Origin of the sequence: Shewanella mangrovisoli, assembly GCF_019457635.1 — a bacterium.
In the GTDB taxonomy this organism is placed as follows: domain Bacteria; phylum Pseudomonadota; class Gammaproteobacteria; order Enterobacterales; family Shewanellaceae; genus Shewanella; species Shewanella mangrovisoli.
On the sequence record NZ_CP080412.1, the window covers coordinates 2,746,345 to 2,768,935 of the forward strand.

At 48.1% G+C, this 22,591-nt stretch carries 27 protein-coding genes; 3 read left to right on the forward strand and 24 right to left on the reverse strand.

Annotation, left to right across the window (positions count from 1 at the left end; genetic code table 11):
* Positions 1-39: 39 nt before the first annotated feature.
* Positions 40-4,314 (reverse strand): phage tail tape measure protein, encoded by a 4,275-nt coding sequence (locus K0H60_RS12015; protein ID WP_220055869.1) that lies wholly within the window; start codon positions 4,312-4,314, stop codon positions 40-42.
* 487 nt (positions 4,315-4,801) lie between these two features.
* On the opposite strand from K0H60_RS12015, the gene K0H60_RS12020 reads away from it, so the two are divergent.
* From K0H60_RS12020 to K0H60_RS12030, 3 genes are all read left to right on the forward strand, one after another.
* A complete protein-coding gene (locus K0H60_RS12020) occupies positions 4,802-5,386 on the forward strand; it encodes a Rha family transcriptional regulator (RefSeq protein WP_220055870.1) in 585 nt (194 codons plus the stop codon).
* Positions 5,387-5,578: 192 nt separating this feature from the next.
* Entirely contained in the window at positions 5,579-5,869 is a 291-nt protein-coding gene (locus K0H60_RS12025) for a hypothetical protein (RefSeq protein ID WP_220055871.1), read from the forward strand.
* 3 nt (positions 5,870-5,872) lie between these two features.
* Positions 5,873-6,208: a hypothetical protein gene (locus K0H60_RS12030; protein ID WP_220055872.1), complete on the forward strand. Its 336-nt coding sequence runs from the start codon at positions 5,873-5,875 to the stop codon at positions 6,206-6,208.
* A 54-nt stretch (positions 6,209-6,262) separates the two neighbouring features.
* On the opposite strand, the gene K0H60_RS12035 is transcribed toward K0H60_RS12030, so the two are convergent.
* From K0H60_RS12035 to K0H60_RS12140, 23 genes are all read right to left on the reverse strand, one after another.
* A complete protein-coding gene (locus tag K0H60_RS12035; RefSeq protein WP_220055873.1) occupies positions 6,263-6,982 on the reverse strand; it encodes a phage tail tube protein in 720 nt (239 codons plus the stop codon).
* Entirely contained in the window at positions 6,979-7,404 is a 426-nt protein-coding gene (locus K0H60_RS12040; RefSeq protein WP_220055874.1) for a hypothetical protein, read from the reverse strand. Before K0H60_RS12040 ends, K0H60_RS12035 begins: the two co-directional genes overlap by 4 nt.
* A gap of 23 nt (positions 7,405-7,427) precedes the next feature.
* Positions 7,428-8,000, reverse strand: coding sequence for a phage tail protein (locus K0H60_RS12045; RefSeq protein WP_220055875.1), 573 nt, complete (start codon positions 7,998-8,000; stop codon positions 7,428-7,430).
* A gap of 7 nt (positions 8,001-8,007) precedes the next feature.
* Entirely contained in the window at positions 8,008-8,376 is a 369-nt protein-coding gene (locus K0H60_RS12050) for a hypothetical protein (protein ID WP_220055876.1), read from the reverse strand.
* Entirely contained in the window at positions 8,369-8,692 is a 324-nt protein-coding gene (locus K0H60_RS12055; RefSeq protein WP_220055877.1) for a DUF2190 family protein, read from the reverse strand. Before K0H60_RS12055 ends, K0H60_RS12050 begins: the two co-directional genes overlap by 8 nt.
* 90 nt (positions 8,693-8,782) lie before the next feature.
* Positions 8,783-10,894, reverse strand: coding sequence for a ClpP-like prohead protease/major capsid protein fusion protein (locus tag K0H60_RS12060; RefSeq protein ID WP_258405735.1), 2,112 nt, complete (start codon positions 10,892-10,894; stop codon positions 8,783-8,785).
* Entirely contained in the window at positions 10,794-12,377 is a 1,584-nt protein-coding gene (locus K0H60_RS12065) for a phage portal protein (RefSeq protein ID WP_220055878.1), read from the reverse strand. Before K0H60_RS12065 ends, K0H60_RS12060 begins: the two co-directional genes overlap by 101 nt.
* Positions 12,378-12,398: 21 nt before the next feature.
* A complete protein-coding gene (locus K0H60_RS12070; RefSeq protein ID WP_220058156.1) occupies positions 12,399-12,605 on the reverse strand; it encodes a DUF6148 family protein in 207 nt (68 codons plus the stop codon).
* Positions 12,606-12,630: 25 nt separating this feature from the next.
* Entirely contained in the window at positions 12,631-14,631 is a 2,001-nt protein-coding gene (locus K0H60_RS12075; protein ID WP_220055879.1) for a phage terminase large subunit family protein, read from the reverse strand.
* Positions 14,606-15,139 carry a terminase small subunit gene (locus K0H60_RS12080; protein ID WP_220055880.1) on the reverse strand — a complete coding sequence of 178 codons (534 nt, stop codon included), beginning with the start codon at positions 15,137-15,139 and terminating at the stop codon, positions 14,606-14,608. Before K0H60_RS12080 ends, K0H60_RS12075 begins: the two co-directional genes overlap by 26 nt.
* Positions 15,093-15,428 (reverse strand): HP1 family phage holin, encoded by a 336-nt coding sequence (locus tag K0H60_RS12085; RefSeq protein ID WP_220055881.1) that lies wholly within the window; start codon positions 15,426-15,428, stop codon positions 15,093-15,095. Before K0H60_RS12085 ends, K0H60_RS12080 begins: the two co-directional genes overlap by 47 nt.
* Entirely contained in the window at positions 15,406-15,669 is a 264-nt protein-coding gene (locus K0H60_RS20640) for an Rz1-like lysis system protein LysC (RefSeq protein ID WP_350354844.1), read from the reverse strand. The genes K0H60_RS12085 and K0H60_RS20640 overlap by 23 nt, the downstream gene beginning before the upstream one ends.
* The gene (locus K0H60_RS20575; RefSeq protein WP_258405737.1) at positions 15,551-16,054 is read right to left on the reverse strand and encodes a hypothetical protein; all 504 of its coding nucleotides are present in this window, start codon (positions 16,052-16,054) and stop codon (positions 15,551-15,553) included. The genes K0H60_RS20640 and K0H60_RS20575 overlap by 119 nt, the downstream gene beginning before the upstream one ends.
* A complete protein-coding gene (locus tag K0H60_RS12095; protein ID WP_220055883.1) occupies positions 16,035-16,568 on the reverse strand; it encodes a lysozyme in 534 nt (177 codons plus the stop codon). The genes K0H60_RS20575 and K0H60_RS12095 overlap by 20 nt, the downstream gene beginning before the upstream one ends.
* Before the next feature lie 229 nt (positions 16,569-16,797).
* Complete coding sequence (locus tag K0H60_RS12100; protein WP_220055884.1) at positions 16,798-17,187, reverse strand: hypothetical protein; 390 nt, start codon at positions 17,185-17,187, stop codon at positions 16,798-16,800.
* A 127-nt stretch (positions 17,188-17,314) separates the two neighbouring features.
* Entirely contained in the window at positions 17,315-17,980 is a 666-nt protein-coding gene (locus K0H60_RS12105) for a hypothetical protein (RefSeq protein ID WP_220055885.1), read from the reverse strand.
* A gap of 290 nt (positions 17,981-18,270) precedes the next feature.
* Positions 18,271-18,882, reverse strand: a complete 612-nt coding sequence (locus K0H60_RS12110) for a DUF4124 domain-containing protein (RefSeq protein ID WP_220055886.1) — start codon at positions 18,880-18,882, stop codon at positions 18,271-18,273.
* Between the two features lie 125 nt (positions 18,883-19,007).
* A complete protein-coding gene (locus tag K0H60_RS12115) occupies positions 19,008-19,391 on the reverse strand; it encodes a hypothetical protein (protein ID WP_220055887.1) in 384 nt (127 codons plus the stop codon).
* On the reverse strand, positions 19,378-19,596 hold the full coding sequence (locus K0H60_RS12120; RefSeq protein WP_025007761.1) for a helix-turn-helix transcriptional regulator: 219 nt from the start codon (positions 19,594-19,596) through the stop codon (positions 19,378-19,380). The genes K0H60_RS12115 and K0H60_RS12120 overlap by 14 nt, the downstream gene beginning before the upstream one ends.
* A gap of 55 nt (positions 19,597-19,651) precedes the next feature.
* The gene (locus tag K0H60_RS12125) at positions 19,652-20,935 is read right to left on the reverse strand and encodes a tyrosine-type recombinase/integrase (RefSeq protein WP_220055888.1); all 1,284 of its coding nucleotides are present in this window, start codon (positions 20,933-20,935) and stop codon (positions 19,652-19,654) included.
* Between the two features lie 3 nt (positions 20,936-20,938).
* Entirely contained in the window at positions 20,939-21,196 is a 258-nt protein-coding gene (locus K0H60_RS12130; RefSeq protein ID WP_258405738.1) for a hypothetical protein, read from the reverse strand.
* Complete coding sequence (locus tag K0H60_RS12135; protein WP_220055889.1) at positions 21,183-21,848, reverse strand: replication protein P; 666 nt, start codon at positions 21,846-21,848, stop codon at positions 21,183-21,185. Before K0H60_RS12135 ends, K0H60_RS12130 begins: the two co-directional genes overlap by 14 nt.
* Complete coding sequence (locus K0H60_RS12140; protein ID WP_220055890.1) at positions 21,845-22,564, reverse strand: helix-turn-helix domain-containing protein; 720 nt, start codon at positions 22,562-22,564, stop codon at positions 21,845-21,847. Before K0H60_RS12140 ends, K0H60_RS12135 begins: the two co-directional genes overlap by 4 nt.
* Positions 22,565-22,591 lie beyond the last annotated feature (27 nt).

Genomic DNA, 22,591 nt, shown 5'->3' on the forward strand with positions numbered 1-22,591 from the left:
GGCATATGGGGTAAATAACGAAGGCGGCGCCCTTACAGGCTAACCGCCGATAGATTGCAAACGCTTGATCTCCGCTACCAACTCAGTCACCAGGCTGCGTTTCATTTGGGCATCAAAGGTAGTGCCACCCACTTGCAACTTAAGCACAATGGTATCCGCGCTATTGCCCACTGGGGCATTAGCACTAGAAGTTGTGGTGGTTGTCGTGGTTTGAGTAACCGCTTTGGTACTGGCAGCGGCGGCAACGGTTTGCTGCTTGGCCTCGGCTTCGCTTTTGGCCTTGGCGGCTTTATCGGCTTCTTGCTGGGTTTGTTTGGTTTTGCGTTCAAGATCTTGCGCTTGCTTTAAGTCGCTAAGACTCTTTTGCAACTTGGCAATTAACTGACTATCCCCGTAAGATTTAGCAGTTTCAATCAAGCTTTCAACTTCTTTTAACTCGCTGGCAAACTTACGTTCAGCAATGGCTGTTCCGTTACCTAAAGCAGCATCGAGCCGATCTTGGATATCTAGCGTGGTTTGATTGATCTCATCTGTTAACGCTTGAAACTTTGCCCGAGCTTCGTCAATGGCTTTGTTAAGCGGTACAAGTTGATTATCGGATAACCTGACAACAGAGTTATTAGCTAAATCAGCAATGCGGCCAAGTTCCTGCAAGCTGAGCGAGCCGCTTTCAACTTGCGAAATCCAATCACGCATACGAATAGCGTTATTAATTTCGCGGCGCTCACGCTTTTGATCTGCACCCTGAATTTGATTATCGAGCTGCGCCAACCTTTCGGTCATTTGCTCAACGCTGGCGCTTGAATAATCGTACTCTTTGTTAAGCGAGATCATCACCTCTCGGGTGGCAACCGCACTTCCACGAAATTCATCAATCGAACTTAACTGCTCAACAATGGCCTTAGCGTTTTCAATCCCTGCGGCGGTGTTATCCTTGGTTGCCTTGGTATTTTCTTTAGTCGCTTCGGTGTTTTCATCGGTCTTTTTGCTGTTGTCACCAAGCACTCTGTTGAGTTCATCTAAGGTGCCTTTAAGTACCTCAGACTGACTATCGTACTCTTGCTTAGTTACTAAACCCGCTTTAAAGCTGCGTTCCAAGGCTTCTAGCTGCACTTGGTATTGCGCCTGCATAATTAGCAGTTCGCTATAGTTGGCGTTTTCAATCTTTGCCAGTTCAGCGGCTTGGCGTTTTAAGTCGGCAAGATTGGCTTCCTCTTTGGCAAGCTTGGCTTTGGTGATCGCCAGTTCACTACTGGATTTGTTTTCATCTTCAACCGCTTTTTGCAGTTCACGGATAGCTTTTTCAGTGGTGAGGATTTTTTCTTGTAGGGCTAATTGAGCATCGGACAATACCTCAGCCGTACCAACAGAGGCATTAGCGCTCGCCACCGACTTATCATAAGCCCGTGCCAAATCTTGTTGGGCATAGCTCAGTTCTTTCTCGGTGATCAAACCTTTCTCATACTGAGCTTGCAGTTCTTTACGCTTAGCAAGGAACTCGGCGGTTAACTCAGTTTGAGACTTTTGCGCTTTATTGCTGCTATCAACTTCATCAGCATAAGCCTTAATGCTATTTGCTATAGCGGCGGTGGCAATTTTAAACTCATCGGCACTCAGCTTGCCTTGGCTATACATCTCATTAAGTGTGGATTGTTGATCCGTTACTCTAGCAAGAATCGTGGCATAGTCAGCATTTTCCGCATTAATGGATTTTTGAAGTGCAACAAGCGCTGCCGAGCCTTCTGCCGCTTTTGCATCAGCCTCAGCCTTTTTCTTGCTGGCCTCAGACACCTTGTTTTTTAATTCGGCTTCTATTTCAGATTCACGATTAGCACGAACTAAAGCAGCGGTTAATTCTCGGTAGGTTTTATTTAAATCAGCATTATATTTACCCGATAACAAAATATCGTTTAGCTGGTTACGTTGGGCAATGGATAATTGCTCAATTGAACCACGATATTTGGCAGCGGTTTTGACTAAACCCTCATAAGCAATAGAGGATTCACCATTCATCCTTTTTGTTTGAGTGGTAATATCATTTAAATCACGAGTGATTGAATTTCTAATTTCTTCACTACGTTGTTTAGCGTCATTAACCTGTTTTGCAGTGACATATTCAATACCAGCCAATTTACTGGCGATGGCTAACAAGGTCTTTTGCTTAACATCTAGTTCGCTTAACTTAAGCGTCATGGAGTTCACGATCACTTGAACAGCGTTTAAGCCACTTGCAAATAACCCAAGACTTAAATCAAGTGTTTCAAAGGCATTGCTAGTACCCGTTGCAAAATTATCGACATCTCCCAGTAAATCTATAAAGCCTTGGCCGATTTCAGGCAAATGCTCCATTAATGCAACCGCATCTTGATCCACCGCATCTAGCGCGGCGCCAGCGGCACGAATCGCTGCATCGGTTTCATCAGAGAACGCTTGGCCGATCTCACTACTTAGATTGTGGAACTTGTTTTCTAAACGGCCAATAGCTGACTCTTGGTCAGCATAGGCTTTGGCCGCTTCTTTCATATGGTAATCGCCAGCTTCATAGGCCTGATTTGCTAAATTCAAAGCCACTTTTAAGCGGTCAGTACCATCGGCTAACACGGTTAATACACCTGTTGCCTCGGTGCCAGTGATCCCCATCGCTTTGAGTGCATCAGAGACTAAGCCACCCTCAGCTTTAACGCGCTGCAACCCTTCAAGGAATTTAACTAATACCTTTTCAGGAGCTTCACCAAGATCTTGTTCAATCTGCTTAGCAGTTAAACCCGTGATCTTGCTTAAGCTCTCAAGCGAGTCTCCGCCTTTCTTGCTGGCGTTATTGATCTCCGCGCCAAGTTGTTGGATTGCCGTGCGCGAACGCTCGGCAGGCTGGCCTAATTCGGCTAAGGTCGCCCCCAAGGCAGCCGCAGCCGCACTACCTAAGTTAATCTCGCGGGTGCCAGAGACTAACTCTTTGGTCATTTGTACAATATCTGCCTCAGTCACAGCAAAATCGTTTCCGAGCGCCACGACTGAAGATGATAGATTTTGAATTTGCGGAATGCCTTCGCGAGTCATCCCCAAAATACGCGCCAACATGGTGGCCGCTTCGTCACCAGCTAAGTTAGTCGATAACCCCAACGCATCGGCAGCCGCAACTAAATTAAGGATATCCTCAGTAGATTTAGTCCCCAATTGCCCCGCCACTTCTGCCATGCGTAGTAATTCACTGGTGCTAGTTGGGGTAACCTTTTCGCCCAGTTCCTTAAGCTCAGCGGCCATTTTGACCACTTCCTCTCGGGCGTTACCTGTGGTTTTTTCCACCTTGGTAATCGCTGCTTCTAACTCACCGTAGTTTTCAACACCCGTTTTTACCGCAGCAACTGCTTGTTGAGCGGATAGCAACGCAGCATAGGCCTTAGCTAAGGTTTGTACCGCTTGAGTAGTCAGCGCGGTTTGCAAATTAGCGGCAGCCGCAGCAGCCTTGTTTTTACCTAATAATGAATTATGTAAAACAAGTTTATCGTTTACGCCTTTCAGGGCGGTTTCTGCCTGCGTTTGTTTCTCTTTGAGCTCTTTGCTGGCATAAGCCAGCTTACTCATATCCACGCCAGCTTTTTGCAACACGGCTTGCTGCTTACCGAGTTCTTGCTTATTGCGGCTGATGGACGTACCAAGTTGTGTCAGATCACTACTGGCAGTTTTTACTTTAAGCGCATAGTCCGCCTTTTTACGGCTAGCCTCATCGACGGCGGTATTTAATTGATTAAGGCCGCGGCGCTCCTGTTCGAGTTCGTTGCTAAGCTTTTCAGCACTGGCAGCAGTACTCCGTTGAGTGGTTTCAAGCTGTTGTAAATCGGCCTTTGCCTTTGACAGTGCCTGCGCTTGGGCTTGGGTGGCCTGCGCACCTTTACCTTGGGTAGCACTTAAGCGCTCAACTTCCGCACGGGTAGCCGCCACTTGGCTATCATATTGCGCTAACTGAGCAGCCGTTTGTTGATACTCTGCTTCGACCTTAGCGGTAGAAGCCGCCGCTTCACGCTGGGCGGTTTCAAGGTTTTTCACCTCAGTCGCCGCTTGTTTTTGCTCACGCTTTAATTGATCAAGGGCAACACTGTTGTCACTAAATGCCTGTTCGTTGCGGCTAATCGCAGTGGTTAGCTCGTCAATGGCACGGATGGCTTCTTGTTGTTGCTTTAAATCATCCAGTTGCTCATTGAGCCTTTCGCTCTCACGCCCCAACTCTTGCAATGCTTGCTCAGATTTTTTGGCCTCAGCCGAAAACAGATCTTTACCTTGGATGGTTAGATTGACTTCTTGATCATTAAAGCTCATTAGTTAGCCTCATTTAAGTGCAGCAAAACGGCTGTGATCGAAAACACTCGACCACCGCAAAATAGGTTGTAAACTCATGGGGATTGGATTGATTGCGTCAAACCATTTTTGGTGTAACATGCAAAATCAATAAGTTATCTTGTTTATATGCCAGATTAAGGACATGAGCGCATTTTTGCGCTCATGTCCTTAATCAGTTAACTGATAAGTAAATTGACAAATGCGCCTAGGCGGGGCGATACTATTCGGGCATTGGCAAAATCCAATGCCGGGATTGGAACCCCGCTATTTAACAGGCGCAATTATGTCGCCAGCCTAGTGCTGGTTTTTTATTGCGTGACTCGGCGCACCACTTCTATGGTGAGCTGGGTGAGGCCGCCATTTGGCGGGCCGCTTCCTGTTAGCGGTAGTTCCAACCTTGCTCAGCTCATCACCACTAGATTGGAACCGACTGGTGATGATTACTCACGATAACAGGAGTGTCACCATGAATATGCAAGCGACTGCCCACCACCCTGCACAACTGGTCTTTATCAACGGCCAACAAACTATTACTAATTCACAAATCGTTGCCGATTACTTTGGCAAACGTCATTCTCATGTACTGGAAAAAATTGAATCTATAAAACTAGATGCGCCTACTGATTTCACGTCAGCCAACTTTTCGGCTAACGTGCAAAATCAACAGGTTGGAACAAGTTCACGCGATTTACGCACTTACCAAATGACCAAAGACGGTTTTATGTTTTTGGTGATGGGTTTTACAGGTGCAAAAGCCGCACAATTGAAGATCAACTTTATTAATGCCTTTAACGAAGCCCAAGCCAGATTAAGCCGCACTAAAGATCCGTTTCATCGCAGTCGTATTCTCTACACATGGGAAGGCGGAAAAGTGATATCAGCAATGGAACTGGATGATGACCACTTTGTCACCAAGCGCGAAAAGTTGGTTAACTATATTCGCGAACCGCGGTTTTTATCACTTGAGCAGTTAATCGAAATCCAACAAGCCGCAGGTGGGCAAATCGCCCAAATCGCGCTGATTGGTCGCCAAATCGCTAAGTTAACTTAAAATTTAGCAAAGTTGAGTGTTGTATTTGTGTCCATTAGCCCACATATTCTGTGGGCTAACTACTTGAGATAAACAAGTTTATCTTGTTTGTAAGTGGTACTTCGTGCCAGAATGTAGTCATTATTATATTTATAATACTACTTCACATTTTTTCGTTATTTTCGTTCTTTCTTGTGTAATGCGGAGTCATAAATGTCTGTTTTCCTGCTCACGATAAATTCTGCTGAATCTGAAGCATCCGAGAAGATGAACCGGTTATTAGCGTCTAAATATGGCCAAGGAAATTACATCCAACTGTCAGATACAGCTTGGCTATTTGAAGACAAAGATTCTGTCACGCCACAGCAGGCATGTTCAGTTTTAGATCTAAACGAACCTAATAACGTGGCACCTTACTATGGATACCTCGTTTCGGCATTTACTGGCTATTGGGGGTTCCAAGAAAGTGATGTGTGGCAATGGTTAAAGTTAAGAGGCCTATAATTTATGGGGAAAAATAGACCCTCAGGTCCACAACTTCCACCACATCAACCTGATGGCCACAGTAGTATACAAGGTGGTGCGAACTCGCATACTCATAACCAATGGGTTTTGCAGGAGCTAACCAAGCTAATTGCATCTAATGCTGCATTGACTGAAAAAATCAATACCAGTAACAATGATGTTACTGAAATAAAGAATGAAGTAAAAAAAATTAATAACAAAATTTTAATTGCTACCACGGCCATCCTCGTTGCGGCTGCGATGGCTACATTCTTCCTAGGTAGTGATTTGAAAGCTATCTTCAGCAGTTTAGAAGCTCTAAAGTCGATAAAAGGTTAATAAATTTACAATGAGCCACCCTTGTTAAGCGAGGGTGGCTTTTTATTAGCTAACTTAAGCGGCGCTACGGACGAAGAACTTAGACTTACCCGTCGCAACAATAGAGCTATCAGCCAATACCGCACCTTCAATATCGAAGCTGCCGTAGTCAGTGCCGACCAGATCTAAACCTGATGTTGGCGTAGGCTTCCATTTATAAAACTTCAACATCCAACGTTTACCTGTAGAGTCGTTAATACCGTCAATCACTACGCTAACTGTTTTGCCTGACTCGGTTAATGCCTGTAATGCATTGCCCGCTTGGCTGGTATAACTCACGGTGAGTTGTTGGCCTGCGGTAATGTCACCTGTCGATAAGGCGCGGATACCTGCGGCGCTAACTACGTAATCTTCATCAAGCACATAGGTAGTATCACCTGCCTGATTTTTTACTATTGGCGGTGTGGTGGTATCGATCATTTTTGCGGTTTGCGCGAGGCCGTCGAGCACTGCGACAATCACCTCATCGGCAACCACGGCTGAGGTTAGCACATCAATTTTACCACGCAGAGCTAAGGCTAAGTTTTCGTTGTTAAAGTCGTAAAAAGTGGCGCTTAATTTTACCGCTTTAATCAGCGTGACTTCGTCGGCATAACCACCACCGCCACGGTAGTTGGGTAAGGACTTGGTTTCTTGCTCAATCGCAAGCTTTACGCCGCTGACGTTTCCACTATCACGGCCATCGATATAAACGATCGCTGACCCGATATAACTTTCGGTTACGATTTCACTCATAGTGAGTCTCCAAATTTAACAGTAGTAACAAGGGATAAGGTGAGTACCGCTAAGGCGTGTTTTTCATGGGCTTCTGGCATGATGTACTTGCAAGGTTCAAACTCTTTAAAGCTGATCACCGAGGGCAACCAGCTGAGCTTTTCAACTGTGCGTTCATTTTTGTAAAACACAGTGCGAATGGCACGAACGAGGTTAACCAGATCAGCTGTTGGCGTGGTGGCTTTATCAACAGTAATACCAGCGACTACTTGCAGCATCAGATCATCACGATATGAATTGATCCCGTTTATTGCTTTAAAATCGTCGGAAAACGGCTGCAAAAAGATAAATTGTTTATCCTTAGCCACACCTTGGGCGTAAAAGCCTTCGCGCACGGTCGCGCCTTCAACCGTTTTTAAACGGTCGATAATTGTTTGGATCATGGGGAGTCCTTACGATTTCGAGGCTAAGTGCCGCTATACTGGCCGTATTTATTTCGCAGATACGCAATAATCGGCGGCTCAATATCGTCGCGGATTTTGCGGAAACTGCCTGCCACTGATGGGCCGTACATGGATTTTTGCCCCTTAAGCTTGCGCCAACTGTTATCGCCTTTTTGGCGCTCAAACATGATTTGATTGCCGTTTTTACCAATCACGGTAAAAGTGCCTTTAAACCAGGTTGGCTGATTACGCAGCGCACTAATCATATGGCCGTCGGTTCTTGAACGGCCGTTCTTGCCTGTGCGGGTTAATGGTCTGGCAAAGCGGGTTAAGGTGCTGGCGCGATAACGGGCGGTGATCACCCCTTTTAAGTTGCGCGGATCCACACTTACTGAGAGGTGTTGCTCAATGTAACTGCGGGATTTAAAGCCATAGCGGTTAAAGATGGCATCTACCGCCGCCTTTTGTCCAAACTTAACCGTGTCATCAATGGCACGGTTAATGGCTGGTGCTTGGGTGGCACGGATGCGGTTCAGTTCCTTTGTTACCGCCTCCATGCCTTCAATACGGATGCGCTGGAAATTTGCCTTGGACATAGGCCACCTAATCGCTATCCAAGCTGATATAGATAAACGCCACGCAAACGCTATCCATGCTTACCCGCTGAGTGAGTCGGCCTTGTTGGCCGTTAGGGATAAATCCCCCATTTTCGTCAACAGTGCCTAAGGTAAATATATCACCGGCATTTACCGCACCTTCGCTTAGTAAGAACTCGGCGCGGCTGATGAGCTCGGGGACATACTCATTGGCTGAGGCAGCAATTTCGGCGCCGTTATCATCTAAGCTCACCAAACGAGTAAATGGCTCAGTTCCATCCACTGGGGTAAATTGGCACGGGTCAGCCAAACGCTTAAACACCCGTGCCATTTTACCGTTCACACGGTCGGCAAAGTTTTTGCCCACGTTAGGCATTGATCTTTACCCAAACCGTTTCAGTATTGCTTGCCGCCGCAGCCCAAGCCTTACCGACTTTGGTATTGTCGGTGGCCGTGGTGGTCAGTTCTTTAGCTGTATCATCCCAATACAGATCAACGCCCAACGCGACCACATCGGTGGACTTTTTAGGTAGTTCAAAAACGCCTTCAGTCAGGCCAGTACCAGAGGTATTTGCGGCGATCGCAACAAGTGCGACAACTAGCAAAGTACCGAGTAACACGGCTTCACCACTGGCAACGGCCGCGGCAGGTGTAAAGCTGATGGTCGTGCCATCTTGCATACGATTTTTCATATGGAGTTCCTAAGCTGATTAAAGAAATCATGCAGATAACAAAAAGCCGCCAGTGGTTAGCTGGCGGCGAGTGTGAGTTAACTCGCGCAATTACACGCCGGTTGATTTCGCCAAACCACGGTAATCTAACGGTGCAACACCCGCATCGATACGGACTTTAGTAGCTACGCCGTCAGAGGTGAAACCGTCCATTTGCTCGATGTAAGGCGTGTCTATACCATCGAGGTAAGCCACCTCGATAGTGTCCTCACCCTGAGCAGCTGATAAGTACCAAGCCTTATCGCTATTGGCCTTCAAGCGTGGTTCGGAGATCACTTCCACCATATCTTGAATTGGGTTAGCAACACCGGCATTAACATCAGAACCTTTTACTGAGCTAGATTTGATGATTTGGATAAACTCACGGCGCAGGTTAGGCGGGCATAATAAAAATGCAGACTGAATATTCAGCGCTTCTTCGCCTAACGTTTGTGATTCCATTAACTCGGATAGAGCGCTAATGGCGGCTACCGATGGCGCACCCGCACCTAAGTTGTTGTGGTCAGCATGGAATAACGCTTTGTTATCACTCATCTTGACGTTGCCAGTGATGACCGCCCAGAACAGGTTGCCAACGGTGCGTTTTGCCGCTTTACCCATTGCCTCAGGGATACCCATCAACATACTCATGTCGTCGTTGATGATCGCCTGACGGGTTAAGGTGAAAATCTTACCGTAAGTTGCCAGCATGATTTTTTCACCACGGTCGCCAATGGTGCCGTATTTGTATTCAGCACCTTCTTCAACCTTTTCTAACGCGCTGAAATCATTCAGGCCAACGCGATGGGAAATTTTGAAGTCGCTTAACTGGCCCTTCTTGGCAATGCGCTCAAAGGATTCAACCTGCCCCATCCAGCCTTTTAATACCGATTTGTTAGCTACATCTAAAAGGATGTTGCCAAAGTCAGAGCTTGAATGTGTAAATGCTAGACCAACCATTTGCATCACGTTCATACCAGCAGTGCCAATGCCGCGATCAGCAAGTGAGGCTCGCGCCAATTCGCGCAAGTTATAGCTTGCATAGCCGTTGTCTGCTTCGGCTTTAGCATGGCCTGAACGCGCCATTAACTGGGCGCGAATCGAGTCACCGACGATATTGCCGTTGCCTGAGTGAATAATCACCCTATTTGGCTGGGTCGCCGCTGGCGTGGTGTTTTCACCCAGCTTAGCCAAGATCATATCTTTGGCTTTATCGGCATCAATGGACGCGTCAGCAATACACTGATTTTTTAACTCGGCCAGTTGCGGGAATGCCGCAAACGCAGTGTTAATGCCATTAATACGCGCGGTATTAAACGCAATCGCAGCCGCTTGAATCGCTGCAGGATCAGGCTGCACGAATTGATTCAATGGCGTGGGCGCGGGTTGGTTTACTGGTGCGGGAACCTGAGCATTTGGCGCAGGTGCAGGTTGTGGTGCTGGCACAGTGGTGTTGCCACGAGGTGCAAACAGCTTTTTTAAGTTCTCAGGCATTTTCGTGAAATCCTTAAGTCGTTTAGAACTAAGTGATGCCGCCATTTGCAGCGCATCGGTTAGGGTGTTGGCAAAACCTTTTTCAACGGCTTCACGCCCTGTTAGCCATGTTTCAGCAGCTAATAGGGCGTGAAGCTCATCTTCGGGTAAGCCTGTTTTTTGTTGATAAGCACCGACTAAGTTACCTTCGACTTTGTCGAGTAAATCGGCGTATTTGCGCATATCATCGGCATCGCCCAAGGTGCCCCCCCAAGGCTTATGCACCATCATCATGGCGTTTTCAGGCATGATGATTTCATCAAACGCCATGGCGATCACACTGGCCATTGACGCGGCTAGGCCGTCGATGTAACAGACCTTGTGCGCTGGGTGGCCTTTGATCATGTTATAAATCGCCATGCCTTCGAACACATCACCACCAGGCGAATGAATACGGGCGGTGATGGTACCGACTTTGCCAAGGGCTTTTAGATCACGGGCGAACTGTTGAGCACTAATGCCCCAGCCGCCAATCTCGTCATAAATCATTAGCTCGGCGTTGCCGTTTTGTGCCTTGAGGCTGTACCAGCTTTGGCTTGGTTGTGAACTGTTACTGATCTGGCTCAGCGTTGCGGCGGGCGCGATCAGCGTTCCGTTTGGCAGCATTGCGCTTAGCGTTGCTACCACTACTGCTATTGGGGTCTTTTTCACTATTTGGATCTCCTAGCGATGGGTCGGGGTCGTTGGCGGTCACCATGTGGTTTTCACGGTTGTATTCCACCTCACGTTTACGCTGGCGCTTCACTTCGGTTGGGTTGCGGCCTCGGGCACGGGTCCAATCGGCCTCGGTGGCCACGTTGGCGGCTATCATCATTTCCCAACCTTCGGCCTCTTTGCGGGGGTCAATCCACGGCATGGTGGGGCCGTAGTACACTGCATCGAACAAGGTGCGCGGGTCGAGATCGGGCGGTAGCACTAATGGGTCTTGCTTGTTGAGCATTTCCATTTTTAAGAAGTTGCGAAACACTGGCCGCGACCAACCGGCACAAAACCATTGCTGCATAATGCGGTTTGGTTCGTCTTGCTCAACTAACTCTTGGCGCTGGCTTGAGTAACTGCCGTTGTAATCGCGGGCAATACTCGAGTAACTACTGCGGCTCCCCGATGCAACGGCTTTCATTTGGCCGTTGCGAAACTCCACCATGTGAACGTTGGGGCGATTGCTCTCAATCATCCCGACATCTTCACCGGGCTTGAGATCATCGAAGGTCATGCCTGGTGCGATGGGGATTTCGCGATTACTTGATTCATTACTTTGATCAGGAACATAACTCTGACCATCACCACGCTTGATATAAAACGCCAGCGCAGCGGCAATCCGTGCGGCTACACGCTCGGATTCTTCATAGTCTTTAATGTCGGCTAAGCGGGTTAAAATGCCGTGGAATATCGATACGCCGCGCAGCTGGTGCAGGCGTTTAAATAAACCGAGGTGCATCATGCTCGATGCAGGTACCGCTTTGGTTTTGTGTCGAAAGCCAATTTGATCGGCTGGGTGATCAAGCAATACGTGATAATTAATCACCTGCCCCCACGCATTGACCTCAAACCCTTGGCGTACTCGCTTTGCGGGTTCGTTTAACTCGTAGGGGATAAAGTCGGCCTCAAGCGCTTCGATGCTGTATTGGGTGCCCTGCTCGTTTGGGTGACCAAACTTACTAACGCGCCCCATGACATGTTGCCCAAATACATCACCATCCCGCAGCGCGCTACGGAGCACTAAGCGCTCAAGCTCTGGGCGGCTAAAGCGGCCTGTTACATCACACTTAAGCGACCAAGTGGCAAAACGGCGCTGAATATCATTGGCGAGTTCGTCCAAGATCTCGCCGCTCATGCTGCGCGGCTGCGGCTCAACCACAATCCCTTGAGCACCGATCACCCGTTCTTCAAAGCGGTCTAAGATACCAATGCTTAAGTCGTGGTTTTCATCCAGCCAGCGTGCTTGCTCGCGCAGGCTTTTACCCGCAGCAAATACCGCTTGGTTGGCGCCACGGCTTTCTTTTTTGGCGCGGTGAGTGCGGCTTGGGTTTGCAGCGTCATAACCTTTAAGGCCACGATAGCTCATGGCCGCCGCTTCACGCTTTAGCGCCCACGCAGGGGAAAATATCGCCAGCGCATCGTTGATAATGCTCATGGAAAATCCTTATGGCTGACGTTAGTTAAAGCTTGCGAATTTAACCCCGCCTTGTGGGCGGCTGTAGGAAGCTAAGCGGCGTTCCCACTCCATGCGGCCTTTGCGGATTTCGCCAAGATCTTCGGTGGTCATTAATTTGCCGTTGATGGTTGTTGATTTACCCTCAAGTACATCAAGCTCGGCTGCGAGATACGCATCGATCATCTGTTGGCATTGTTGTTTGCTCATGGCGTTACCTGTGTGTTCCTGTTGGTTAAAGCCAGCCGCCACTTGCACCTCCGCCGCCACCGTTTAGCCAGCTATTGGCGCTTGCCTTTGGCTTGGCTACGGGTTTAGGTTCTGCGGCGGTTTGCTCGCTATTTGTGGTTGTGATGGGTTTAACGTGCGACAACTTGTCGAGATTGATGCCGAATTTTTCGAGCGCGATATACAACGCGGCCAAGGCGTAGACAAAACAGTCCAGCGCCTCGTTACGGCGATTACCCGCATCCCAGCGGTATACAATGCGACCATCCACCCGCTTAGGCAGTTTGCGTTCGGCAGTGAGCTGTTGCAGCTCAATGTCGTCACACACGGATTCATTCAACGGGAAGTGAATTGCACCAGGCTTACGCACATCCACATCGGGGTCGATGCGCAGCATGGCCATGATTAACTCTTTGGCGTTGTCGGTACCGACTTCGGTTAAGTACACGCCCTTGGCCGTGCGCTTACGCGGGAAGTTAGCGATCGGCTTACCGTAAACGTTGGCGCCTTTAACGGGGATTACCCGCATGACGCCAAGCTTTTTACTCATGCTGTAAACATCGTCGGTGTAGTGACCGCCTGAGTCCCAACAGGTGACGCCGATATTGAGGATCACCCCATCGGCGCGGCTGTAGCTTTTGGCGATACGCTCGGCGACTTTGTCTTTTAGCACTTGGTCAGCGGGATCGCCGTGCAGAATAAAGCGGTCGATAAGCGCAGCCTCTTTACCTGCACCCCAGCCCCACACACGGCCCTCATAACGGTTGTCTTGGGTGTCGATACCGCAGGTGAGATACACCACCCAATCAGGCACACAGCCTTTGGGGTACATTTCGCGGCGGCGTTTTAAATCTTCCCATTCAACGCGCTCGCCTGTGTCGTTATCCCACGGTAAGCCCAGCTTGGTGTTGACGAAGGTTTGCAGCTTTTCTTTATCGCCTTTGGCCTTTAAAAACTCAGTGACCAGTTTGGCCCAGCTGTTAAGCGAGTTATACGCCGACCAGATATGGATTGAGATATTGGGCGGCGTGGTGATGTCGTTGCCTTCGGCATCGTAAAAATCAATAAAGTCTGGGGTGCGAATGCCGGTGTTTTCGCAAATCCAGATTGCGCGAGAGTGCAACTCCATATCATCGAGCTGGTTGTTTTCAATGCAGCAACCGCAGTGCTCACACAGATAGTAAGCGGTGCTTGGGTCGTGCTCGCCCTTCTCATTCTTGCGCCACTTAATGCCGAATGCTTCTTCTGGCCCGCCCCATTTAAGCGATTGCAGCTCGCCGCAGTGCGGGCAAGGCAAATTGAATTTAAAAAAGTGAGGTGATTCGCTGCAGGCCTTTTCCATTTGGCATGTGCCGAGCACCTTAGGCGTTGATCCCCTGATTGATTTGGGGAACATCGACAGCTCGATACGGGTATCACCTAATGAGGTGGCGTTACCTTCGTGCTCGATGGATTCATCAAAGCCCGCTAGCTCGTCGTAGATCACATCGTCGGTGGAGATTTCGCGGTAGTTCGCCGCGGCGGTACCACCGCGCACCATCAGCGTTTTACCGTTGGTGAAGATTTTATCTTCAAGCGTGCTGTCTTTATGTTTGCGGCCCATCCACGGGGCAAGCGCTCGCCAAACGGGGATATCACGGATCGCTGTTTCAACGTGCTTTTTCATAAAGGTTTTGGCTTGCGCATCACGCGGCTGGTAGATGAGCACGTTGCGCTTTTTATGCTCGACCTTATAGGCGGCATTGGCCATCAGCATTTTGGTGTAACCGACCCGCGCCGACTTCATTAAGTTGAGCACGCTGATTTGGTCGTTACCCATGGCATTAAGAATGCCGATTTGAAACGGTAAGCTCTCCCACTTGCCCTCGGTATAAGAGGACTCCGACGACATATAAAAATGCTCGTCGGCGTACTCTGAGCAAGTGAGCATGGGCGGGCGATAAAATCCGCGTAGCCCAGCGGCAACGGCAGCTTTCAGATTTTTAATCTGGGCTGCCGATATACTCATCTAGTAGGTCCTCGATACCCGCTGCGAGCTCGGCAACGGTGTTTTGGCTTTTAATCATCTCCGCTCTAAATGCATCGATATAGCGTTCTGGAATGTCGGGATATTTGCGCTTCATCCGAATGTGGGTTTGATCCAGCACTGGGGCGATTTGCGCGGCGATACGATTAAGCACAAAGACACAAAAGCCGACCTCGACCACCTCTTTGCGCTCTTTTTCGTTTTTTATTTCTTGGCCGTCGGCTTGCGCCTTGGTTAAGCGCCAGCGCTCATAGTCGAGATCTGGCTTTTCTGGATCGTCCTCATCAGGTTTACTGAGGTGTTTTTTACGCTCGTTGGCAACGCGATTGGCGACGACATCGGCCATGGTGTACAAACACTCACGGCCCTTTTTGCTGTGAACTGGCACATCCCATTTATCAAACGCTTGGGTACTGATACCGAGGCTTTTGCACAGGTCGGTTTTATTCAGTAGTACAGGCGTTGTCTCTTGGGGTTGAATGCGGGTCATTGCGTTGTTCTACCTGTTTTAACTGTGCTGCTTTAAGTTGCATTTCAGCACTGTGTAATTCTTGGGCGCGTTGCTCGTCTTTGTCGGCTTGACGTTGTTCACGGCGGCGGCGCAACTCCTGATAAAACATGTTGGCGAGCAAGGTGATGAGCGCGAAGAAGATCCCGAGCAAAATGGCGATATCATTCAACGTCAACGCACCTCCAAGTGTGCTCATGAGCGACGACACATAAGCGCTAAATGTCAGCGATTTTTGCGTGGTCACATCATTGATGTAGGGATTGCTCATGCTCTTTTTCCGTTCGCCATTTTTCGAAGATTTGCCAATCGGTATCGCATTTTTTGATCACTGCTAGCTGTTGCGTTAGGCAATCTGCTAGGTCGGCGTTTGCGACATTGTTGTGTAAAAGGTCACATTCGGCGGGTAAGCACTGGCTGATTAACGATTTCGGGGGCAGTACATACAGGGTCTGTTTGGTGATTACGGTGCGCACAATAGGCGGCGTGTTTGAGCAGCCGCTGAACATCATCAGGCACAGGAGTATTAGCCCAACTACGAGTTTGTTCATTGGCTGAGGTCCTTAGTTTTTTAATGGCGTCGCGCTGATCTGCAAGCTGGCTTTCAATCTCGGCCTTGGCTTTGGCGGCTTGTTGGTTGAGTGCTAAGGCAAAGGCGTAATCCTTAGCGAGTCGGTCACGTTCTTTGGCCTGCGCTTGCAGCTCATCGGTGACGGTCGTTAGGTCATCCTGCAGCATTCGCTGGTTGATAGCGGCAGACTCTAGCTGTGCATTTTTTAGGGCTAGGTCGGTTTTGGTGGCGGTGAGACTGATACCGAGTAATGCAATCACCATTATCAACGCGCCGATAATGTACAAGTGCAAGGTGCCGGTGGCGTTAATGAGTTTTTGGAACATAGAGATCCTTAAGGCATATCGCCTGTTCTTTTCGGCGCCGTACTTCTAAACCAGGCAATTTGACGTTATTGGCATAAACGAAACCATTGCAGCCATGCTTGCCGCAGGCCTCGGTGAGTTGGCGACAAGCCGCCACCCGTTCGCCACGCTTTAACAGCTTTAGCAAGGTGGATGATTGAAAGTTACCCGCACCGAAGTTGTAAATGAGGCTGAGATAAGCCGCGTGCTCACCTTCGGTTAACTGCACCGGATACGTGAGGCGGCGCAGCTGGTGATCGGCTTTGCCTAAGTCCTCGGCGAACATTTCAATGCATTGTTGTTCGCTAAAAAACTGGTTGAGTTCAAGCTCGGGGCCTGTGTGCCCAAAGCAAGCGGTGAGGATTTTCACCGGATCAAGGTAGGTGTGCAGAATCGGCTCACCGTTTGGCGATTCGGCTGGGGCAATTAAATTCGCCCCTGCCAATGCAACAGCGGAGGACAGCCCAAGTGCCATGAGCTTTTGCTTTAATGACATGGGCAATACTCCTACGGGAACCATAAAAAAAGGCTCCACAAGGGAGCCTTTGAGCTAGAGAGAGTGCGACTTAGTAAACGAAGCTTTAGCAAGCGTATATAAATCTACTCGATTTTAAGGGGCTTGAAAGCGTCAAAGTTGACGCAAAAAGCGTCATAAGTGGCGCTGACAATTTTGTAAAGGTGTGATATGTGAAAAATTAATCACAGGGATTTTTTCGATTTACTTATCACTTAAGTGATTTCCACTTTGTAATGACATCTGCTCTACAGGATGTAATGCCACTAAAGCCATTACGTCCCATCGATATACGAATTCTTTGTTCGTTAATCGGTTCTATTTCTTTGCCTTGCTTATCTGAATACTCCCAAGCAATTGCGGTTAGTTGGCTTTTACAAGCGGTAGCAACGGCATCACTTTCAGGGATAAACTGATAACGGGAATAGTACACAGTAATCTGGAATCCGTCTGAACGGTCTTCAACACCATATTTGGTATCACTATCGTAACTAACGAGAGCAACATCAGTATGTACTTCTGGCGTAGCACAGTTGCTCAAAGAAAATACCATTACAAGCACCCAGATAGAGCTAAGAATCAACTTTGTAATTTTCAGCATGGTTCCTCACTTTTATGTTAAAGCTCTAAAAAATAAATATTTCAATGGATTAGTCTGACCGAACTTTAGGTTTCATTTTTTGACATGAGTCATAAATGTTAAAAATGATTTGCTGCATGTTTATCAACTACTTACCAATTTCTATAAGTTCGAATGCATCGCTTATTTTTCCAACAGATCGGATAGCTTTAAACGCCAAAGCCCAAAGGGCTCCCCCAAACACCACACTGATGGTAAAAATAAAAATTCCATGTATCCCTAAAAAAGCAAAAATTTCAGGTACAACAAACCACTTACCACTATCAAAAACTAACATTGCAGGAGCAAAGGTATAGGTACCAATAAATCCAAAAATAAAGTAACTGCTAATATGCAAGAGGTCTCTTGGGTAAAACTTAAATCTCCACAATTTAAACTGCCAATAACTTCCATTAAATACAATAGATTTCATATTATTAGACAACTTGAGATACGGAGCCCCTTTGACAAATAAATCAAAAGCTTTGCTGGGATTCGTATATCGAAGTAGGACGCTGATCTCATCATACGAAAAATTAAATCGATAGATTAAGCTAAAAACCTGCTCAGTTAAGTACCGCTGTTTTAAACTTGCTTTATTTGAATTAGAGCTCAACGTAGCTTGAACTATCTCAAGGTTCTTATGCCGAAATTTATTTTTTTCAAAATGAAAATCTGACAAATACCTAAAAAAAGTAATTAAAACAGTCATTAAAGCAATGATGGCACCTATTGTTTGATACGTAAATGCTCCGCTTAATAAGTTTTTGTCCATACCCAAAGCTCAAATTGTTAGTGCTACTACACTCATAAGATCAAAGTTGATCTATAAGATCCCTGTAAATCTGTTAATAACAGACTCCGTATTAAAATCAATTTAAGCCAAAATATCAACAAGTTAGTTTATATCTGATAGCGGATATTGGAATGGTGTTCTAAGGAGTCGATAAAACAACAACTCAACCCCCGAAAATTTTCGTATGTAGTGAAGCACTGCGAGTCACCGCCCCCGCAGTGAAGGCGGCCGGAAGGACCCTGACAACAATTAACATTCCGTATCAAAAATCACCTTAAAAAATCTAGTTGCCCAGAAGGGACATCACTCGTGGTTACCCATAGTTCAATAATTTCTCCTTTTTCAATCACCTGAACTTTTACATATACATCAATTAGATTTAAAACTTTATATCGAATATTATGCCCAAGCTTTACACATTTTTCTGTTAACATTAAATTTTGCTGAAAAGCATCATATCCCAAGCCCAAAAGCACGCTAGGTCCAAGCGTTTCTCTATCTTGAAGTCTAAAACAGGCATACGTTCCTTCAAGTAGATGAGTCCAATTAAGTTCTCTCCTAGCGACATTTTCTGGTGAATTATATTTTGCCATAATTTCTTCATCAATTTTCTTCAGCTTCTCTCTTTCAGTTTTTACCTTTTCTTCTTCCTCTCTTTCTTTTCTTAGGCGGTCATGGTGCTCATCAATAACAATCTGATTTTCACTAAAATACAACTGTCGAATTTCAATACATGACGTAGTCTTACAAGAGTCAGGAGGGGGTGTTTCTGTAAAGTGTTTGACCCCCTTTTCATCTACCCAATGAAAGACGTCTCCAGCAGAGACTTCATGAGTAAGTGACAGAAAAAATCCTGTTGTTAGTATCAAAATCCATTTCATAAATTTATTCCCCTAAAGATTGCTACCCAAAATCTCACAAAAGTTAAAAATATGTATAACCAATTGTAAATATAGCAATACCTTAGTAAAAATGTAGAAATTAATTAGGGAAACTCACGAGCAAATTATACTTTACCTACCAACCCCATCTCTGCCCTTCTAAGCCAGTACACATACGACTTCTTACTATCGAACCCCATCAAGGCCCATTGGCCTTTGCACACGTAATGGGTACGAATAGCGCGTCTGCAGTTTGGAGAGAGGCGCTCAATCATCCGGTCGAACTGGGCCACATGCTTAGGCACATTCAACTCCTGCACCACCGAGCCACCTCGAGTTAACGGCTCGCCCAACTTATCGCAAGCACTGCGGCCACCAAAGTTGCGGCCGAGTTCTTGGAATGCCCAATAGCGCCCCCAGGTACTCAGGCCTGCCCGCAAAGCCTTTAAGTTGATTAAGTCATCACGGATATCACCTGGCAAAGTCACCCTTACATTAGACTGCTTCATTCGCTACCTCCGTGATCTGCTCAATCGATAAATGAAAAACATCATCCAAAATACTCAGCAAGTGATTGCTCGGCACATTGCTACTGCCACACTCCCAACGTTGATAAGTGCGCCGGCTAATTCCGTAAATCTCGGCCACCTCGTCCTGACTCATCCCCCTAATCGCCCTGCCCGTTTTTAGAATTATTGCTGCGCGATTGCTCATAAAATCACCTCAATTTGTGCCATTGCATACTCCTTAGGGGTTGATGCAACGATCATCACAGCCACCCGCTAGCCATCTGGGTTTGCGTGTTCTGACTCTTTACCGACGATCTAGGGATTATCTCGGGCGCAACCTCGTTAAAACCGCGCAAAATTAAATGAGCATGATAAGCATCAAGTGCACTCAACATGCCCTTATCCAAGGTCGAGTGAACATAGGTACGCAAAAGCACAGGCAAGGCATGATTAAGCAGCCGCTCGCCGACCATCGTATCAACACCCATATCCGCAATAATGGTGCGGCAAAGCTTTCTAAGCGCGTGAGAAGTAAACGCCTTAAAGCGAATTTGTTCACTCCAATACTGCGCAGTACGAATGCTAATCGCCCCCTCATCACCCGGGAACAAAAACGCCCGCTTACCCACATGCTTAACCTGCCACTGCAAGTAATGCGTCAACAACGCCTTAGCCGTCGGCGTTAATGGCAACCTATGCTCTTGACGGTTCTTCGCATTCGATGCAGGAATTAACCACCAATCCCCCGCAAAGTGTTCCCAACGTGCCAAGCGAGTCTCGTTAATGCGGGTACCAAACATCAGCATCAACATAAACAACATCGCCACAGGCCAAATCGCATCACGCAGCGCAGTAAACAACGGCCCTAAGTCCGACTCCATCAACTGCGTACCAACCGTTGGCGCCATCTTCAAACTCATTTCCACCCGATACCCCGCCAACGCATTACCCTCAACCAACCGCAAATCAGCCGCCGCACTCATCGCCCGCTTAAACACCTTCACCGCGCACTTGATATAGTTAGTCGAATAGCCCTCGGCCAACATCGGCTTAACCAAGCGCGAATCAACCGCCACAAAAGTAAGCTCTGCAAGCGGCAAATCAACAAACATCCCCAGCAAATGCTTACTCACAATCGACTTACAGTTCGCCCGCCAACTCGGGCTAAACGAGCGATTACCCTCGATATGGCCCAAAAACCACTTAAGCAGATCAACCACAGTCGCAAACTCACCGCGCAACACCTCCGCCCCCGCACTGCGTTTAGCCAACATCACTGGCAAATCGGCCACAAACGTCCTAATGCACATGCTTGGCCACACGCCTTGCTTTTGCCAAACCGTCTTGCCGCCCTCATTCAGCACCAAAAACACCGAGGCCTTTTTACGATCAGCCGTCGCCCGTAAACGCAATTCAGGATACTGCGGGTCCCTAAAGTCCCGCGTCACTCCACCACGCAGCCAACGGCGCAGCGCCGCATCATTCAGCTTGCCCACCTCAACCCCGCTCGCAGCTGGCGCTTTATCCGACAGAGAACTCGCCATCGCCTACGCCTCCAACCGATATTCAAAGGTGTTTTTAGTGCCATGGCGAATACGCTTACAGCGCTTATCCAGCGGCATATCCCTAAACCGCGCACTTAACGCCGTTTCGCTATCCAACGAGCCAAAGCGGGTTAAACACTCCTGTTGGATCTCAAACAGCGTCCAATAACGCGAACCAGTGATAATCTTCGCCAAACGCTCACGCTGCGTTAACGGCCGAGTCTGCGGCTTAGCCGAGTGGTTAGAATTACTGTTCATCATTCGCCCCCTTAAGTCCCAAATGCTTACGCAGATTAGAAATAATCGACTTCGCCTCATCCGCCCTCACCGGTACACTCACCGCAGCAGGTAAAGCCTTGGGGATCTCCCCCTCAAACGACTCACCACTCGCAAACCGCCGACAAAGCACCTTGTAATTGCGCTCAAAAGTGGCGCGCACATCCACCTCCATCCCCGTCGCAAACAACCAACTGCCCGTTTCACGCGTTGCCAACCGCACAACATCATGGCTCCACTCATGGCGATCAGCTCGGTGATAATGGCGCTTAGCCTCGGCGTAAGCCGCATCAAGTGAGGGTAAACCCAAATCACAGGCCGTCGGTTGGCACCAAAGCGCAAACTGGCGCGGTGTCGGCCAAAACTGGCGATCCCCCTGCTCACGCCGAGCGCGGTTAATGCCTAGCTGCACCTGCTCACGGCTACGTATCCCCTGCACTGCCAAGGTTTTAAGCCACTCGGCCTTATGCATCGGCTCATCTTCAAGCCGTGGCGCCCCCACCGGAAACAACACCCTAAGCTTGCTGAACACGCTATCCACAATCGCCATATCCATCGCCGAAGGCGTTACAGATTGGAAACCCGCCGAACCAACCACCAAAGGTTTTTCACGAATAATCGATTGAATAGATTTCATATCAGCGGGTCCTCAGGGTTAAACACACTGCTAGACCAATCTTGCCCCGAAGCCGCCACCGCCCTCGGCAACGGCGTTAACCAATGGCGTTCGCGGATAAACTTGGTGATACCAAGCACAAACTTACCCTCAGCCGCAAAGCCCCAACTCGGGTCAACCGCCATAGCGTTTTTCAGCCACGTTACCGCCAACACACAATCGTCATCGGTTAACTTTTCCGACTTCCACGCCTTCCACGCAGCCGCATCCGTCCCGCCCTTTCGATGGAGCGGATACGCTTTAAAAAACGCATTGAAAACCGACTTAGAACAACTCGCAGGACAAGACTCTTTTAAAGATTCATTGACTGGTTCAAAAGAGTGACTGATTCCGGTGCTATCTGGTGGCACAGGGGGTGTGCTATCTGGTGGCATACCTATGCTATCTGGTAGCACAGGGGGTGCTACCTGCTGGCATAGGGTTAGCGTGTAAATATTGGATTGATTACCCTTTGGGCCCTTGCGCGACTCAATCGTCAGCAACCCAGCTTCGGCCAGTTCCGCAATGTGCTTTCGTACCGTGCTTTTGCCAATTTCACACTGCTCTGCAATGTGCTGATAACTCGGCCAGCACTCGCCTTGGTCATTCGCATTATCAGCCAGCTTAATCAACACCAGCTTACGCAGCGGATTACCCACCTTGGCCTTCATCGCCTTAACCATCAATTCCATGCTCATAGCACACCGCCCAACTGAACGACGGCC